The sequence below is a fragment of the Nocardia neocaledoniensis genome (assembly GCF_003182135.1).
Lineage (GTDB): Bacteria > Actinomycetota > Actinomycetes > Mycobacteriales > Mycobacteriaceae > Nocardia > Nocardia neocaledoniensis.
The window spans coordinates 1-16,062 of record NZ_QGTL01000020.1; the positions used below are offsets into that span (position 1 = coordinate 1).

Annotated in this window: 14 protein-coding genes and 1 rRNA gene; 11 read left to right on the forward strand and 4 right to left on the reverse strand. The window is 69.7% G+C overall.

Features of this window, described 5'->3' with window-relative positions; translation table 11 throughout:
• The 3 genes from rrf to DFR69_RS32695 form a co-directional block, all read left to right on the forward strand.
• Positions 1–96: ribosomal RNA gene (rrf, locus tag DFR69_RS32685) — 5S ribosomal RNA — on the forward strand; the annotation flags it as partial.
• 78 nt (positions 97–174) lie between these two features.
• A complete protein-coding gene (nucS, locus tag DFR69_RS32690) occupies positions 175–918 on the forward strand; it encodes an endonuclease NucS (RefSeq protein WP_110041616.1) in 744 nt (247 codons plus the stop codon).
• Positions 919–928: 10 nt separating this feature from the next.
• Positions 929–1,219, forward strand: coding sequence for an ATP/GTP-binding protein (locus DFR69_RS32695; protein ID WP_110041562.1), 291 nt, complete (start codon positions 929–931; stop codon positions 1,217–1,219).
• Positions 1,220–1,319: 100 nt separating this feature from the next.
• Here the strand turns inward: DFR69_RS32695 and DFR69_RS32700 are convergent, their stop codons facing one another.
• Complete coding sequence (locus DFR69_RS32700) at positions 1,320–2,327, reverse strand: coiled-coil domain-containing protein (RefSeq protein WP_110041563.1); 1,008 nt, start codon at positions 2,325–2,327, stop codon at positions 1,320–1,322.
• Positions 2,328–2,413: 86 nt separating this feature from the next.
• Positions 2,414–2,875, reverse strand: a complete 462-nt coding sequence (gene mce / locus DFR69_RS32705) for a methylmalonyl-CoA epimerase (protein WP_110041564.1) — start codon at positions 2,873–2,875, stop codon at positions 2,414–2,416.
• Between the two features lie 132 nt (positions 2,876–3,007).
• Here mce and DFR69_RS32710 point away from each other — a divergent pair, with 132 nt between their 5' ends.
• The 5 genes from DFR69_RS32710 to DFR69_RS32730 all read left to right on the forward strand — a co-directional run bounded on the left by DFR69_RS32710 (position 3,008) and on the right by DFR69_RS32730 (position 7,170).
• Entirely contained in the window at positions 3,008–4,192 is a 1,185-nt protein-coding gene (locus tag DFR69_RS32710; protein ID WP_110041565.1) for an acetyl-CoA C-acetyltransferase, read from the forward strand.
• A gap of 93 nt (positions 4,193–4,285) precedes the next feature.
• Positions 4,286–4,651 carry a DUF3817 domain-containing protein gene (locus DFR69_RS32715; RefSeq protein ID WP_110041566.1) on the forward strand — a complete coding sequence of 122 codons (366 nt, stop codon included), beginning with the start codon at positions 4,286–4,288 and terminating at the stop codon, positions 4,649–4,651.
• 61 nt (positions 4,652–4,712) lie between these two features.
• A complete protein-coding gene (locus tag DFR69_RS32720; protein ID WP_110041567.1) occupies positions 4,713–5,573 on the forward strand; it encodes a tetratricopeptide repeat protein in 861 nt (286 codons plus the stop codon).
• Positions 5,574–5,677: 104 nt separating this feature from the next.
• Entirely contained in the window at positions 5,678–6,763 is a 1,086-nt protein-coding gene (locus tag DFR69_RS32725; RefSeq protein WP_110041568.1) for a class I SAM-dependent methyltransferase, read from the forward strand.
• Positions 6,764–6,777: 14 nt separating this feature from the next.
• Positions 6,778–7,170 carry a nitroreductase/quinone reductase family protein gene (locus tag DFR69_RS32730; RefSeq protein WP_110041569.1) on the forward strand — a complete coding sequence of 131 codons (393 nt, stop codon included), beginning with the start codon at positions 6,778–6,780 and terminating at the stop codon, positions 7,168–7,170.
• Positions 7,171–7,172: 2 nt separating this feature from the next.
• Here the strand turns inward: DFR69_RS32730 and glgB are convergent, their stop codons facing one another.
• Positions 7,173–9,329, reverse strand: coding sequence for a 1,4-alpha-glucan branching protein GlgB (gene glgB / locus DFR69_RS32735; RefSeq protein WP_110041570.1), 2,157 nt, complete (start codon positions 9,327–9,329; stop codon positions 7,173–7,175).
• Positions 9,329–11,329 carry an alpha-1,4-glucan--maltose-1-phosphate maltosyltransferase gene (locus DFR69_RS32740; RefSeq protein WP_110041571.1) on the reverse strand — a complete coding sequence of 667 codons (2,001 nt, stop codon included), beginning with the start codon at positions 11,327–11,329 and terminating at the stop codon, positions 9,329–9,331. The genes glgB and DFR69_RS32740 overlap by 1 nt, the downstream gene beginning before the upstream one ends.
• Positions 11,330–11,419: 90 nt before the next feature.
• Between DFR69_RS32740 and glgP the strand changes: the two genes are divergently transcribed.
• From glgP to DFR69_RS32755, 3 genes are all read left to right on the forward strand, one after another.
• A complete protein-coding gene (glgP, locus tag DFR69_RS32745; protein WP_110041572.1) occupies positions 11,420–13,990 on the forward strand; it encodes an alpha-glucan family phosphorylase in 2,571 nt (856 codons plus the stop codon).
• Positions 13,991–14,088: 98 nt separating this feature from the next.
• A complete protein-coding gene (locus DFR69_RS32750) occupies positions 14,089–15,450 on the forward strand; it encodes an NCS2 family permease (RefSeq protein WP_110041573.1) in 1,362 nt (453 codons plus the stop codon).
• Between the two features lie 64 nt (positions 15,451–15,514).
• The gene (locus tag DFR69_RS32755) at positions 15,515–15,925 is read left to right on the forward strand and encodes an MTB12 C-terminal domain-containing protein (RefSeq protein ID WP_110041574.1); all 411 of its coding nucleotides are present in this window, start codon (positions 15,515–15,517) and stop codon (positions 15,923–15,925) included.
• Positions 15,926–16,062: the final 137 nt, after the last annotated feature.

Here is a 16,062-nt window from a genome sequence, read left to right on the forward strand (position 1 = left end):
GAAACGCCCGGTCCCATTCCGAACCCGGAAGCTAAGGCCACCTGCGCCGATGGTACTGCACTCGACAGGGTGTGGGAGAGTAGGACACCGCCGGACAATTTTTTGCGAAAGGCCCTCCAACTTCGGTTGGAGGGCCTTTTTGCGTTCGCGGACCCGTCACCTAGAGTGCTCGGGGTGCGCCTCGTCATTGCTCGTTGCCAGGTCGACTACGTCGGCCGCCTCACCGCCCACCTTCCGATGGCTCGCCGGTTGCTGATGATCAAGGCCGACGGCTCGGTGCTCGTACACTCCGACGGCGGCTCCTACAAGCCGCTGAACTGGATGAGCCCGCCGTGCTGGCTCGAGGAACGCGACATCGCGACCCTCGTCCCCGCGGAGCTTCCCGACGGCGTGACGCCGTTGCGGGAGGGTAAGACGGCACTGCCGGAGAACATCAAGGCGCTGTGGGTGGTGACCAACAAGGCCGGCGAGGAACTGCGGATCACCATCGAGAACATCGAGCACGACTCCTCGCACGACCTCGGCATCGACCCCGGTCTGGTGAAGGACGGCGTCGAGGCCCACCTGCAGGAGCTGCTCGCCGAACACGTGACGAAACTCGGTGAGGGCTACACCCTGATCAGGCGCGAGTACATGACCGCCATCGGCCCCGTGGACCTGCTGTGCCGCGACGCCGACGGCGCCACGGTGGCGGTGGAGATCAAGCGGCGCGGTGAGATCGACGGCGTCGAACAGCTCACCCGCTACCTCGAACTGCTCAATCGCGATCCGCTGCTGGCGCCCGTCGCCGGGGTGTTCGCGGCCCAGCAGATCAAGCCGCAGGCGCGCACGCTCGCCGAGGACCGGGGGATCCGCTGCCTCACGCTCGATTACGACGAGCTGCGCGGCACGGAGAGCAACGTTTTCCGCCTCTTCTAGGCTGGGAACCATGCCGCGACGCAAACCACGCTCAGGGCGACGCAGCGAGCCCGCGCCGCTCGGTGACGTCTACGGGCGCACCGAGGACGGGCCCGGCGATGAAACCTACATCGTCCGAACGGTTCCCGGCGCCAGAGCGGTGAAGACCTACCGGTGCCCCGGGTGCGACCACGAGATCGCCCCCGGCGTCGCGCACATCGTGGCCTGGGCCGCCGACGGCGGCGAGGACGATCGCAGACACTGGCATCAGGGCTGCTGGAACGGCAGGCGCACCCGCGGCATCACCCGCCGCTGGTCCTGATCCGCGAAAAGACGACAAAAACCGAAGGCCGCCTCGAATGTTCGAGGCGGCCTTCGGTTCTTCGATGATCGGTGGAGCCGATGTCGTCGCAGGTCCGACGTCAGTTGCTGATGTCGGCGTTTTCGCGGTCCTCGTCGACGATGTCCTCGTCGGCGTCGGCGACCTCGGGGATGGCCTTGGTCTGGCGGGAGCCGGACACGGACTTGTTGTTGCCGTTGTTGCTGATCGACTTGCGCTCGGGGGCGCCGTCGAGCAGCTCGCTCTCCCGGTTGACCGCCGCGAGCATGGCGGGCACCGAGTCGAGCTGGCCGCGGATGCCGAGCAGCTGGGCCAGGACCCGGCCGCGCAGCACGCGCATCTCCTCCGCCAGTTCCTTCGCGTGCGCGATCTTGCGCTCGGAGGTCTGGGTGGCAGAGCTGATGAGGCGGTTGGACTCATCGGTCGCGTCCTTGATCCGCTGGGCGGCCTCGGCGCGACTGGTGGCCTCGAGCTCCTCCATGGCACGAGTCAGCTTGGTGCGCCGATCGTTCATGGTGGCCTCGAAGTCCTGCTGGGTGGCCTTGCGCTTGGCCTCGGCCTCCTTGGCCAGGCGTTCCACATCGGCCTGGGCGGCCTCGATGATCTTGGCGGACTCGGTGCGCGCGTTCGCGAGGGTCTGCTCGAACTCGATCTCGAGTGCCTCGCGCTTCTCCTTGGTCTCCGCGAGCAGCGACTCGTACTTGCCACGCATCTCGGTGGCCTGCTGCTCGGCGATCGACACCATCTCCGCGGCCTCGGCCTGCGCGAGCGCGCGGACCTCGGACGCTTCGTCCGAGGCCAGGCGCAGCATGCGCGAGATGCGGTCGGACATGCCTTCGGCGGTGGTCGGCGGCACGGAGAGCCGGTCGACCTCCTTGCGGAGCTCGTCGATCTCGTCGCGCGCGTCTTCCAGCTGGCTGGCGAGATTACGGGCCTGCGCCGCGGCGGCATCCCGGTCGGTGGCGGTGACGCGGAGCTCCGCGTCGAAGCGGTCGAAGTAGTTGCGCACCTCGTCTTGCGCATAACCCTTGCGCACAACGGTGAAGGGCAGTGCAACGAAGCGATTGCGATCGGACTCAGGTGACGACATGGCACACAAAATACAGCCTCGAGCGAGCGGATGGAGACTCGACCGCGATTGTGATCGCGCCGAGATTTACCGACCGTATCCGCTTACTAGTGCGTAACATTCGGGTTCGGCTCGACGAGCTCCACCAGCACACCGCCAGCATCCTTCGGATGGATGAAATTGATGCGGGAATCGGCGGTCCCGTGGCGCGGGGCCTCGTACAGCAAACGCACGCCGCGGTCGCGCAGGAAGGCCGAAACGGCCTCGATGTCGGTGACCCGAAATGCCAACTGCTGCAAGCCAGGTCCGCTGCGGTCGAGGAACTTGGCGATGGTCGACTCCGGGGTCAGCGGGGCCAGCAACTGCAGGGCGGTCGCGCGGTCGGCCGCGGCCGGGCACGACAGCATCGCCTCGACCACGCCCTGGGCCTCGTTCACCTCGCGGTGGGTCTCGACCATGCCGAGGTTGTCGGTGTACCAGGCCACGGCCGCGTCGAGGTCGGGCACGGCGATGCCCACATGGTCGACGGCGATGACGTAGTCGGCGGGGATGATGTTCACGTTGGTCACCACTCGAAGTTAGCGCCAACCTGCGTGCGGGTCACGACCCCGTAGCGGTTACCGTGGAGTGCGACTCCTCGACGCGCCCGGCGCCGCCGTGTGCGTCGTGGCGAGGTTCGACTCAATGAATGCGAGGCTTTCGTGACGACTTCTGTCATCGTGTCCGGTGCGCGTACCCCGGTCGGCAGGCTGCTCGGCGGCCTGAAGGGCTTCAAGGCCTCGGATCTGGCCGGTGTGGCCATCAAGGCGGCGCTGGAGAAGGGCGGTGTGGCGCCCGAGCAGGTCGACTACGTCATCCTCGGCCAGGTGCTGCAGGCCGGTGCCGGGCAGCTGCCGGCGCGGCAGGCCGCGATGGCCGCGGGCATCCCGCTGGACGTGCCGTCGCTGCTGATCAACAAGGTGTGCCTGTCGGGCATCAACGCGATCGCGCTGGCCGATCAGCTGATCCGCGCCGGTGAGCACGAGATCGTCGTCGCCGGTGGCATGGAGTCGATGAGCCAGACGCCGCACCTGCTGCCCAAGAGCCGCGAGGGCTTCAAGTACGGCGACACCACGCTCGTCGACCACATGGCCTACGACGGCCTGCACGACGTGATCACCGACCAGGCGATGGGCCTGCTCACCGAGGAGCGCAACGACCTGGACAAGGTGAGCCGCGAGGAGCAGGACGCCTTCGCCGCGGCCTCGCACCAGCGCGCCGCCGCCGCGTGGAAGAACGGGCTGTTCGCCGACGAGGTCGTGCCGGTGCCCGTGCCGCAGCGCAAGGGCGACCCGGTCTACGTCACCGAGGACGAGGGCATCCGCGCCGACACCACCGTCGAGTCGCTGAGCAAGCTGCGCCCGGCCTTCCGCAAGGACGGCACCGTCACCGCGGGCACCGCTTCGCAGATCTCCGACGGCGCGGCCGCCGTGATCGTGATGAGCAAGGCCAAGGCCGAGGAACTGGGCCTGGAGTGGATCGCGGAGATCGGCGCCGCCGGTCAGGTCGCCGGTCCCGACTCGACGCTGCAGGACCAGCCGGCCAACGCCATCCTCGCGGCGTGCGCCAAGGAGGGCATCACCCCGGCCGAGCTGGATCTGATCGAGATCAACGAGGCCTTCGCGGCGGTCGGTGTCTCCTCGACCAGGAAGCTGGGCTACGACCCGGAGAAGGTGAACGTCAACGGTGGCGCCATCTCCATCGGTCACCCGCTCGGCATGTCCGGCGCGCGCATCCTGCTGCACCTGGCGCTGGAGCTGAAGCGCCGCGGTGGCGGTGTCGGCGCGGCCGCGCTGTGTGGTGGCGGCGGTCAGGGTGACGCGCTGATCATCCGCGTGCCCGCCTGATTCATCGCTCGACGACGGGCCCCGGTGCCGGGTGGCGCCGGGGCCCGTCGTGTGACCCGTCCAACTACACAGTGTCGTAGGTCATGCTGCACAATGGCTGGTATGGGTTTCTTCGATCTGCGCACCACTGCCAGCCGGTTCCGGTTCCTGGCCGTGCTCGAGGCGCTGTCCTGGATCGGTCTGCTGACCGGTATGGCGTTCAAGTACCTGCCCGCCGAGGGCAACGAGATCGGCGTGAAGATCTTCGGGCCGGTGCACGGCGTCATCTTCGTGCTGTTCGTGATCACCGCGCTGCTGACCGCGCGCGAGCTGAACTGGAGCTGGAAGACCACCGTGCTGGCGCTCGCGTCCAGCATCCCGCCGCTGTTCACCGTGATCTTCGAGGTCTGGGCCGTGCGCACCGGGCAGCTCGGTGAGCTGAGCAAGGGCTCCCCGGCAGCCGCTCCCGCGGCTTCGTGACAAACTGGGAAGCGTGACTCGACCCGCTGCCCGTCGTCCTTCGCCCGCCGTCGCCGCCGCCATGTCCGGTGCGGTGGATCTGTCCGCGCTGAAGCAGCCGCCCGCCGCCCCCGGCGGTGCGGCCGCCGCCCCGGGGAACCACTCGGTCACCGAGGCGGATTTCGAGACCAAGGTCATCCGTCGCTCGATGCAGGTGCCCGTGGTGGTCGCGCTGTTCTCGCAGCGCAGCCCGGGCAGCGTCGAGCTGATGCGCACGCTGGAACGCCTCAACGCCGACGATCGCGGCAGCTGGGATCTGGCCGTGATCGAGGCCGAGGCGAACATGAACATCGTGCAGGCCCTGCGCGTGCAGGGCATCCCCACGGTGATCGCGGTCGCCGGCGGGCAGCCGCTGGCCGACTTCGAGGGCGCCCAGCCCGAGGCGCAGGTCCGGCAGTGGATCGACGCGGTGCTCGACGCGACCGCGGGCAAGCTCGAAGGCGACCCGAACCAGGCCGAGCAGCCCGAGGCGGAGGACCCGCGCTTCACCGCCGCAGAGGACGCCCTCGCCGAAGGTGACATCGCCGGCGCCGAGGCAGCCTACGAGGCGATCCTGGCCGAGGAGCCCGCCAACGAAGAGGCCAAGGCGGCGCTGCGTCAGCTGCGCTTCCTGACCAGGGCGCAGCAGATCGACCCGACCGTGGTCGCCACCGCCGACGCCGAGCCGGGCAACCTGGACGCCGCCCTCGACGCCGCCGACGTGGAACTGCTCGAGCAGCGCCCCGAGGCGGCCTTCGACCGGATCATCGCCGTGATCAAGCGCACCGCGGGCGACGACCGCACCAAGGCGCGCACCCGCCTGCTCGAGCTGTTCGAGCTGTTCGATCAGGCCGAGCCGTTCGTCGTGGCCGCGCGCCGCAAGCTCGCCGCCGCGCTGTACTGATCGCGAGCCTCCTCGAGGCCGTCCGGGCTGAACCGCCCGGGCGGCCTCCTCGTATGTCCGGGTCGACCCGCGGCGCCGCCGCGAGCTGACGCGAGGAGAACGCGATGACCTCACTCGACCACGCCGCCGCACCCGATCAGGCCGAGGTGGAAGCCTTCGCCGGGACGATGATCGAGGTCCTCGACCACGCGGCCGCCGCGCTGATGATCAGCATGGGACACCAGGTCGGCCTGTTCGACACCATGGCCGCCACTCCGGGCGCGACCAGCAAGGAGCTCGCCGCGGCGGCCGGGCTGAACGAGCGGTATGTCCGGGAGTGGCTCGGCGCCGTCACCACCGCGGGCATCGTCGACTACGACGCGGCGACCGGTACCTACACCCTGCCGCCCGCGCACGCCGCCAGCCTGACCAGGGCCGCGGGGCCGAACAATCTGGCCCGTGTCATGCAGTTCATCGCCCAGCTCGGCGAGGTCGAACCCAAGATCGTCGAGCGGTTCCGGGTGGGCGGCGGCCTGTCCTACGACGACTACGCCCGCTTCCACGCGCTGATGGCCGAGGAGAGCGCCGAGGTGTTCGACGCGGCGCTGATCGATGTGGTGCTGCCGATGTCGCCCGGCCTGACCGACCGGCTGCTGATGGGGATGGACGTGGCCGACATCGCGTGCGGCAGCGGCCACGCGGTGAACCTGATGGCGCGGGCGTTCCCGGCCAGCCGGTTCCGCGGCTACGACTTCTCCGCCGACGCGATCGCGGCCGGGCGGGCCGAGGCCGAGGCGATGGGCCTGACGAACGTGGAGTTCGTGGAGCAGGACGTCGCGCGGCTGCACGCGCCCGAATCCTGCGACCTGATCACCGTGTTCGACGCGATCCACGATCAGGCGCACCCCGCCGAGGTGCTGGCCAACATCGCCGAGGCGCTGCGCCCGGACGGCGTCTTCCTGATGGTCGACATCCACGCGTCGAGCAGGCTGGAGGAGAACGCCGACCTTCCGCTCGGCCCGTTCCTCTACACGGTGTCGACGATGCACTGCATGTCGGTCTCGCTGGGGCAGGGCGGTGACGGACTCGGCACGGTGTGGGGTGAGCAGCGTGCGCTGTCGATGCTGGCCGACGCGGGGTTCACCGACGTGCGGACCCATCATGTCGACGGTGATCCGCTCAACACCTACTACGTCGCGACCATGGGCTGAACTATCGTCGAAACATGCGCTCCAAGAAGGATGTTCAGCACCGGGTCGTGACCACGGTCCAGCGGCGGCTCAACCGGGTCGTGCGCAGGCTGCCGGGGCACCAGCTGATCGAGACCACCGGCCGGGTGAGCGGGCAGCCGCGGACGACGCCGATCGGTGGGCGCCGGGTCGGGGACCAGTTCTGGCTGGTCTCCGAATTCGGTGAGCGCTCGCAGTACGTGCGCAACATCATGGTCGACAACCGGGTTCGGGTGCGGCTGCGCGGACGCTGGCACAACGGCACCGCCCATCTGGTGCGCGAGGACGACCCGCGTGCCCGGCTGCGCGCGCTCCCGCGCTACAACAGCGCCGCGGTGCGCGCGGTCGGTACCGACCTGCTGACGATCCGCGTAGACCTCGAGCACTGAGCTCAGCGCTCGGCGGCCAGCCAGACGGCGCTGTGCGGCGCCAGGGTGACCGTGGCGGAGGCGGGCCGGCCGTGCCACGGGGTGTCGTCGGCGGTGACGGCGCCGAGGTTGCCGATACCGGAGCCGCCGTACTCGGCGGCGTCGGTGTTGAGGATCTCGCGCCAGCTCCCGGTGGCAGGCAGGCCGACGCGGTAGTTCTCCCGCGTGGAGCCGGAGAAGTTGAAGACGCAGGCGACCGCGCTGCCGTCGGAGCCCCAGCGCAGGAAGGCGAAGACATTGGCGGCGCTGTCGTCGGCCTCGATCCAGGAGTGCCCGCCCGGCGTGGTGTCCTGGCTCCACAGCGCCGGGTGCGCGGTGTAGGTGCGGTTGAGGTCGGCGACCATGGTGGAGATGCCCTGGTGCAGGGGGTTGTCCAACTCGTGCCAGTCCAGGCCGCGGTCGTTGTCCCACTCGCGGAACTGGCCGAACTCCTGACCCATGAACAGCAGCTGCTTGCCGGGGTGGGCCCACATGTAGGCCAGCAGCGCGCGCACGCCGCTCGCCTTGGTGAAGTCGTCGCCGGGCATCCTGGTCCACAGGGTGCCCTTGCCGTGCACGACCTCGTCGTGGCTGATCGGCAGCACGTAGTTCTCGCTCCACGCGTAGACCAGGGAGAAGGTCATCTCGTTGTGGTGCCAGGACCGGTGGATCGGGTCGCGCCCCAGGTAGCCGAGGGTGTCGTGCATCCAGCCCATGTTCCACTTCATGGTGAAACCGAGCCCGCCCACATCGGTGCCGCGGGTGACGCCGGGCCAGGTGGTCGACTCCTCGGCGACGGTGACCACGCCCGGATACGCGCGATGCACGGTGTCGTTGAGTTCCTGCAGGAAGTCGACGGCCTCGAGGTTCTCCCTGCCGCCGTAGATGTTCGGCTCCCAGCCGCCCTCGGGGCGGGAGTAGTCCAGGTACAGCATCGAGGCCACCGCGTCGACGCGCAGGCCGTCGATGTGGAACTCCTCGATCCAGTAGGCGGCGTTGGCGACGAGGAAGTTGCGGACCTCGTTGCGGCCGAAGTCGAACACGTAGGTGCCCCAGTCGAGTTGCTCGCCGCGGCGGGGGTCGGGGTGCTCGTAGAGCGGGGTGCCGTCGAAGCGGGCCAGCGCCCACTCGTCGCGCGGGAAGTGCGCGGGCACCCAGTCGAGCAGGACGCCGATGCCGGCGTTGTGCAGGTGGTCGACGAAGTAGCGGAAATCGTCGGGACTGCCGAAGCGGGAGGTCGGTGCGTAGTACGAGGTGACCTGGTAGCCCCAGGAACCGCCGAACGGGTGCTCGGCGACGGGCAGCAACTCGACGTGGGTGAAGCCGGTCGCGCGCACGTATTCGGCGAGCTGCGCGGCCAGCTCGCGATAGCCGAGGCCGGGCCGCCACGACCCGAGGTGCACCTCGTAAACGCTCATGGGGGAGCGGGTCGCGTCGGTGGTGGCGCGGGCGTCGAGCCAGGAGCTGTCGGTCCACAGGTGGTCGGCGCGGGTGACCACCGACGCGGTCGCGGGCGGCACCTCGGTCGAAAAAGCCAGCGGGTCGGCATGGTCGACGACGCGGCCGTCGGCGCCGTGTACTCGGTACTTGTAGCGCGTGCCCGGTCCGACGCCCGGCACGAACACCTCCCAGACCCCGGAGGAACCGAGCGCGCGCATCGGCGCCGAGGCGCCGCCCCACAGATCGAAATCGCCGAACACGGTGACGCCGCGGGCATTCGGCGCCCAGACCGCGAACGACGTGCCGTCGACGTCGCCGTCGAGGGTGGTGTAGTGGCGCGGGTGCGCGCCGAGCACCTCCCAGAGCCGGGTGTGGCGGCCCTCGCCGATCAGATGCAGATCGAACTCGCCGACCGTCGGCAGGAAGCGGTAGCCGTCGGCGGCGAGCACCGTCTGGCCGCCCGGATAGGTGGTGCGCAGGCGGTAGTCGTCGATCTGCGGGTAGGGCAATACGGCGGCGAAGACGCCGTGGCCCAACGACTTCAGTGGATGCTCCGAGCCGCCGACGAGCACCGTCACCGTCTCGGCCTGCGGGCGCAGGGCACGCACCGCGGTGCCGTCGGGGTGTGGATGCGCGCCCAGGACGGTGTGCGGGTCGGGATGGGTGCCCGCCGCGAGCAACATCAGGTCCCTGCGCTTCATCAGAAGCTCCGGCGGTAGGCCAGCGGGGCGCGGGCGGCGGCGGGCACGGCGGGCAGCGCCAGGATGTGCGCGACGGCTCGCGCCGGGTCGAGGCGCACGAAATTGTGCTGCCCCCAGTGGTATTCCTCGCCGCTGACCTCGTCGAAGACCACCGGATGGTCGTGCCATTCGCGGCCGATCGCGGGCAGGTCGAGCGAGATGTGGCCCTGCTCGGCGCCGTAGGGATTCAGGTTGACGATCACCAGGACCGCGTCACCGGAGGCCGGATCGAACTTGGAGTAGGCCAGCAGCGCGTCGTTGTCGACATGATGGAAATGGATGCAGCGCAACTGCTGCAGCGCGGGATGGGCGCGGCGGATCTCGTTGAGCCTGGTCAGCCATGGCTCGAGCGATTCGCCCCTGGCCAGCGCGCCGGCGAAATCACGCGGCCGCAGTTCGTACTTCTCCGAGTTCAGGTACTCCTCGCTGCCGGGGCGCACCGCCTCGTGCTCGAACAGTTCGAAGCCGGAGTAGACGCCCCAGGTTGGCCCGAGGGTTGCGGCCAGGGCGGCGCGGATGGCGAACATGCCGGGGCCGCCGTGCTGCAGGCTCTCGTGCAGGATGTCGGGCGTGTTGACGAACAGGTTCGGCCTGGCCTCGTCGGCCTTGGCGGCCAGCTCGTAGCCGAACTCGGTGAGCTCCCACTTGTGCACGCGCCAGGTGAAATACGTGTAGGACTGGCTGAATCCACGCCGCGCCAGGCCGTAGAGGCGCGCGGGGCGGGTGAACGCCTCGGACAGGAAGATCACGTCGGGATCGGTGCGGCGCACCTCGGCGATCAGCCATTCCCAGAAGTCGGCGGGCTTGGTGTGCGGGTTGTCGACGCGGAAGATGGTGACGCCGAGCGAGATCCAGTGCCGCACGACCCGCAGCACCTCGGCGTAGATGCCGTCGGGGTCGTTGTCGAAGTTGACCGGGTAGATGTCCTGGTACTTCTTCGGCGGATTCTCGGCGAAGGCGATGGTGCCGTCGGGCAGGGCGGTGAACCACTCCGGGTGCGCGGCCACCCACGGATGGTCCGGCGCGCACTGCAGGGCCAGATCGAGCGCGACCTCGAGGCCGAGTTCCCGCGCGGTGGCGACGAATTCGACGAAATCGGCCTCGGTGCCGAGCCGGGGATGGATCGCGTCGTGGCCGCCGTCGGCCGAACCGATCGCCCACGGCGAGCCGACGTCGCCCGGCTCGGTGGTGAGGCTGTTGTTGCGGCCCTTGCGGTTGATCTCGCCGACCGGATGGATCGGCGGCAGATACACCACGTCGAAACCCATGCCCGCGATGCGCGGCAGCTCTCTGGCGGCGGTGGCGAACGTGCCGTGCACCGGCTCGCCGTCGGCGTCGCGGCCGCCGGTCGAGCGCGGGAAGAACTCGTACCAGGAGCCGACCAGCGCGCGGCGGCGCTCCACGAACACCGCGTGCTGGGTGCCGCGGGTCACCAGCTCGCGCAGCGGGGTGGCGCGCAGGATCTCGGCGACCTCGGTGCTGAAGGCGGGCGCCACGCGGGCCGGGAGCTGCTCGTCGCCGCGCAGGGCGGCCGCCGCCGCGCGCAATCGCTCGAACTGCTTCTTGGGGACGGCCTGGGCGGCGCGGTCGAAGAGGGCGGCGCCGATCTCGAGGTCGTTGGCGAGGTCGGCGGCGGACTGGCCGACCGCGAGCTTGGCCTCCACCGCCGAGCGCCAGGTGGCGATCGGGTCGCTCCAACCCTCGATCCGGAAGGTCCAGGTGCCGGGCAGATGCGGGGTGAACACCGCGCTGAAGACGTCGGGTTCGTACTCGGGTGTCATCCGGATACGGGTGATCCGGGACGAACCGGGCGCGCGGACGGCCAGCGTCGCCGCCACGGCATCGTGGCCCTCCCGCCACACCACGGCGCGCACGGGAAACACCTCGCCCACCGCGGCCTTCGCTGGGCGGCCGCCGGGAATCGACGGGGCGATGTCATCGATGGCAATCCGGCCGGTCACCGCACAAACCTACTGGATTCGGCCGCCGGGTGGCGGGAGGAGCACGCGTCCGGGCAGCCGCGGACGGCGGTATCCGTTAGGGTTCGGCTGGTGAAGGCACTCCGTCGGTTCACTGTCCGTGCCCATCTGCCGGAGCGGCTCGCCGCGCTGGGCGAGCTCTCGACGAACCTGCGGTGGTCGTGGCACGGCCCGACGCAGGATCTGTTCGCCGAGCTCGATCCCGAGCTGTGGCGCTCCGTCGGCCAGGACCCCGTGCGCATGCTGGGCGAGGTGCCCGCGGCGCGGCTCGACGAGCTCGCCGCCGACCCCGCCTACGCCGCGCGCGTCGACGCGGCCGCCGCCGGGCTGGCCGACTACCTGACCCGGCCGCGCTGGTTCCAGGAGCAGACCGGGACCACCGTCGCGGGCATCGCCTACTTCTCGATGGAGTTCGGCGTCACCGAGGTGCTGCCGAACTACTCCGGCGGGCTCGGCATCCTCGCCGGTGACCACCTCAAGGCCGCCTCCGATCTCGGCCTGCCGCTGATCGGGGTGGGGCTGCTGTACCGCTCCGGCTACTTCCGGCAGTCGCTGTCGGCCGACGGCTGGCAGATGGAGCACTACCCGGCGCTCGACCCGCAGGGGCTGCCGTTGCGGCTGCTCACCAGCGACGGCTCACCGGTGCTCGTGCACGTCGGGATGCCGGAGGGGCGGGTGCTGCGGGCGCGGGTGTGGATCGCGCAGGTCGGCCGGATCCCGTTGCTGCTGCTCGATTCCGACATCGCCGAGAACGATCCGGAACTGCGCGCGGTCACCGACCGGCTCTACGGCGGCGACCAGGATCATCGGATCAAGCAGGAGATCTTGGCCGGGATCGGCGGGGTACGCGCCGTGCGGGCCTATACCAGGGCCAACGGCCTGCCCGACCCCGACGTGTTCCACATGAACGAGGGTCACGCCGGTTTCCTCGGCGTCGAGCGGATCCGCGAATTCGTCGCGGGCGGACTGGATTTCGACACCGCGCTGGCGACGGTGCGGGCCGGGACGGTCTTCACCACGCACACTCCGGTGCCCGCCGGCATCGACCGGTTCCCGATGCCGCTGGTACGCCGCTACTTCGGCGGCGCGCACGGTGAGTCCGAATCCGCGCTGCTGCCCGGCCTTTCCGTCGACCGCATCCTGGCGTTCGGCCGCGAATCCGATCCCTCGGTGTTCAACATGGCGCACATGGGCCTGCGGATGGCCCAGCGCGCCAACGGCGTCTCGCGGCTGCACGGTGAGGTCAGCCGGGAGATGTTCGCCGGGCTGTGGCCTGGCTTCGACGCCGCCGAGGTGCCGATCGGGTCGGTCACCAACGGCGTGCACGCGCCGACCTGGGCCGCGCGCGAATGGATCGACAAGGCCCGCGAACACGTCGGCCCCGAGCTGGTCGAGGAGGCGCGCGGCTGGGAGAAGCTCCGCGACGTGGACCTCGGCGAGCTGTGGTCGACGCGGAACACCTTGCGCGGCATCCTGATCGACGAGGTGCGCCGCAGGCTGCGCGAGTCCTGGCACCAGCGCGGCGCGGCCGAGGCCGAGCTCGGCTGGGTCGACGAGGTCTTCGACCCGAACGTGCTCACCGTCGGCTTCGCCCGCCGCGTGCCCACTTACAAGCGCCTGACCCTCATGCTGCGCGATCCCGAACGGCTGCGCGCGCTGCTGCTCGACCCCGAGCGGCCGGTCCAGCTGGTGGTCGCGGGCAAGAGCCACCCCGCCGATGACGGCGGCAAGGCCCTGATCCAGCAGGTCGTGCGCTTCGCCGACGATCCGGCGGTGCGCCACCGCATCGTCTTCCTGCCCGACTACGACATGTCGATGGCCCGCTACCTGTACTGGGGCTGCGATGTGTGGCTGAACAATCCGCTGCGCCCGCTCGAGGCCTGCGGGACCTCCGGCATGAAGTCCGCGCTCAACGGCGGGCTCAACCTGTCGATCCGCGACGGCTGGTGGGACGAGATGTACGACGGCGAGAACGGCTGGGCCATCCCCACCGCCGACGGCGTCCGCGACGAGCACCGCCGCGACGACCTCGAGGCCGCGGCGCTCTACGAACTCGTCGAGCGCACCGTCGCGCCCCGCTTCTACGACCGTGACGCCGCGGGCGTGCCGGTCCGCTGGACCGAGATGGTGCGCCACACCCTGCAGACCACCAGCCCGAAGGTGCTCGCCTCGCGCATGGTCCGCGACTACGCCGAGCAGTACTACGGCCCCGCCGCGGCGGCCTTCGCGCGCGCGGCGGCCGACGATTTCGCCGGCGCGGCGCGGGTCGCCGAGTACCGCAAGCGGGTCGAGGCGGCCTGGCCCGCGGTGCGGGTCGCCCAGGTCGACAGCTCCGGGCTGCCCGACACCCCGGTGATCGGCGCGGAGCTGGAGCTGCGCGCGCGGATCGAACTCGGCGGGCTCGCACCCGCGGACGTGGTGGTGCAGGCGGTGCTCGGCCGGGTGTCGCCGACCGACGACCTGTCCGACACCACCACCATCGAGATGACCCACACCGGCACCGAGGAGGGCATCGAGCGCTACGAGGTGCGTTCGCCGGTGCCGCTGTCGGGCGCTGTCGGCTACACCGTGCGTGTGCTGCCGCACAACGCGTTGCTCGCCTCGGACGCCGAACTGGGGCTGGTGGCGGTGGCGGGCGCGTGACCTGCGCCGTATCGGGCGCCGCGGGTTGTTCGATTCAGTGAACTTTCCGCTAACGTTCCCTCGCATCCTTCTTCTTTGAATCCGCGGACTGGAGAGTCATGGCCAGCGATCTCGTAACCCGCGCCCGACGGCGCATCGACGGATACTTCGGTGTCACGTCGAGCGGGTCCACCTACCGGCGCGAGATCATGGCGGGCACGGTCACGTTCCTCGCGATGTCCTATGTGCTGGCGGTGAATCCGTCGATCCTCGGCGACGAGGGCGCCCTGGGCGACAAGGGCATCCCGATGCAGGCGGTGTTCACCGCGACGGCCGTCGCCGCGGTGTTCGGCACGCTGGTGATGGGCATCTGGGCGCGTTACCCGATCGCGCTGGCGCCGGGCATGGGTCTCAACGCGTTCTTCGCCTACACGGTGGTGCTCGGCATGGGCATCCCGTGGCAGGTCGCGCTGTCGGGCACGCTGGTCTCGGGCGTCATCTTCTTCGTGCTCGCGGTCACCAAGATCCGGGAGAAGATCCTCAACGCCATCCCGTTGCAGATGAAGTTCGCGGTCGGCGCCGGCATCGGCCTGTTCGTCGCGTTCCTCGGGTTGAAGAACGCGGGCATCGTCGTCAACAGCGACGCGACGCTGGTGACCCTGGGCGATCTCACCGCGGGCACCACGCTGCTGGCGATCTTCGGCCTGGTCATGACGGTGATCTTCCTGGTGCGCGGCTGGCACGGCGCGGTGCTGTACGGCATCGTGGCGACGACGATCCTGGGCATCGTGACCGGCCTGGTCGATCTCCCGAGCGGAATCGCCGAGCTGCCCAAGGGCCTGGATCAGACCTTCGGGCAGGCGATCATCCACCTGCCCGACGTGTTCACCGGCGAGATGATCGTCGTGGTGCTCACGGTGCTGTTCGTGGATTTCTTCGACGCCTCGGGCACCCTCATCGGCGTCGCGAACCAGGCCGGGCTGCTGAACAAGGACGGCACGCTGCCGCGCGCGGCGAGCGCACTGGCCGCCGACTCGGTGGGCACCACCGCGGGCGCGATCATCGGCACCTCGACCACCACGGCGTACGTGGAATCGACGGCGGGTGTGTCGGCGGGCGGCCGGACCGGCTTGACCGCGGTGACGACGGCGGGCTGGTTCCTGCTCGCGATGTTCTGCTATCCGATCTTCTCGGTGATCGCCGGATCGGCCGAGATCACCGCGCCCGCGCTGATCGTGGTCGGCGTGCTGATGTCGCGCGCGCTGGGCGACATCGACTGGCAGCACCTCGAGTACTCGGTGCCGGCGTTCCTGACCGTCATCATGATGCCGCTGACCTACTCGATCGCCAACGGCCTGGCCATGGGCATGATCTTCTACCCGGTCGTGATGGTCGCCAGGGGCCGGGCCAAGGAGGTCCATCCGGCCATGTGGGTCCTGATGGTGCTGTTCCTCGGGTACTTCGCTTTCCTCGTCGAGTAGGTGTCCGCACCATAGGTGTGCCTATACTTAGGCTAGCCTAGCCAAGCTCGAAGGAGATGTATTCATGAAGCGCTCGCTCTTCGCCGCGTCGATGGCGGTTGCCGCCCTCTTCGCGCCGGTCACCGCGGCCGTCGTCGCCGCCCCCGCCGCCATCGCCGCCCCGGCCACTCCGTCGGCCGGTGAGCTGCAGGGCAAGCTGCAGGCCGCCATGAACGGTTCGGGCGCCGAGCTCGAGTCCGGCAATGCGGGCAGCCTGGCCGTGGTGCGCGACACCGTGAACCGCATCCCCGGCTACAGCTGGGATGTCTCGGGCCCGGTGACCGTTGACGGCGACACCCTCTCGGCCACGCTGAACAGCCGCCTGGGTGACTACACCTACCCGATTCCGGTGACCTGGAAGAACATCGACGGCACCTGGAAGCTGTCGCAGGAGTCGGAGAGCGAACTGGTCGGTTACGCGACCATGGCGTGGTGATTTCGCACCGGTAGAGGCCGCCCCTTTCGGGGCGGCCTTTCGCTTTCTCGTGACGAGCGTCACGGAACTCCGGGGCGCGCTCGTGAAATAGTTGTCCCGGGCCCAGGGTTGTGCACGGACAGGCAACCGGACCGTGG

Bases quoted from the DNA above. Each gene is read 5' to 3' on its own strand.
- glgB (WP_110041570.1), bottom strand. From the start codon at position 9,329: ATGAAGCGCAGGGACCTGATGTTGCTCGCGGCGGGCACCCATCCCGAC.
- DFR69_RS32695 (WP_110041562.1), top strand. From the start codon at position 929: ATGCCGCGACGCAAACCACGCTCAGGGCGACGCAGCGAGCCCGCGCCG.
- DFR69_RS32730 (WP_110041569.1), top strand. From the start codon at position 6,778: ATGCGCTCCAAGAAGGATGTTCAGCACCGGGTCGTGACCACGGTCCAG.
- DFR69_RS32725 (WP_110041568.1), top strand. From the start codon at position 5,678: ATGACCTCACTCGACCACGCCGCCGCACCCGATCAGGCCGAGGTGGAA.
- DFR69_RS32755 (WP_110041574.1), top strand. From the start codon at position 15,515: ATGAAGCGCTCGCTCTTCGCCGCGTCGATGGCGGTTGCCGCCCTCTTC.
- DFR69_RS32720 (WP_110041567.1), top strand. From the start codon at position 4,713: ATGTCCGGTGCGGTGGATCTGTCCGCGCTGAAGCAGCCGCCCGCCGCC.
- DFR69_RS32715 (WP_110041566.1), top strand. From the start codon at position 4,286: ATGGCTGGTATGGGTTTCTTCGATCTGCGCACCACTGCCAGCCGGTTC.
- DFR69_RS32700 (WP_110041563.1), bottom strand. From the start codon at position 2,327: ATGTCGTCACCTGAGTCCGATCGCAATCGCTTCGTTGCACTGCCCTTC.
- DFR69_RS32750 (WP_110041573.1), top strand. From the start codon at position 14,089: ATGGCCAGCGATCTCGTAACCCGCGCCCGACGGCGCATCGACGGATAC.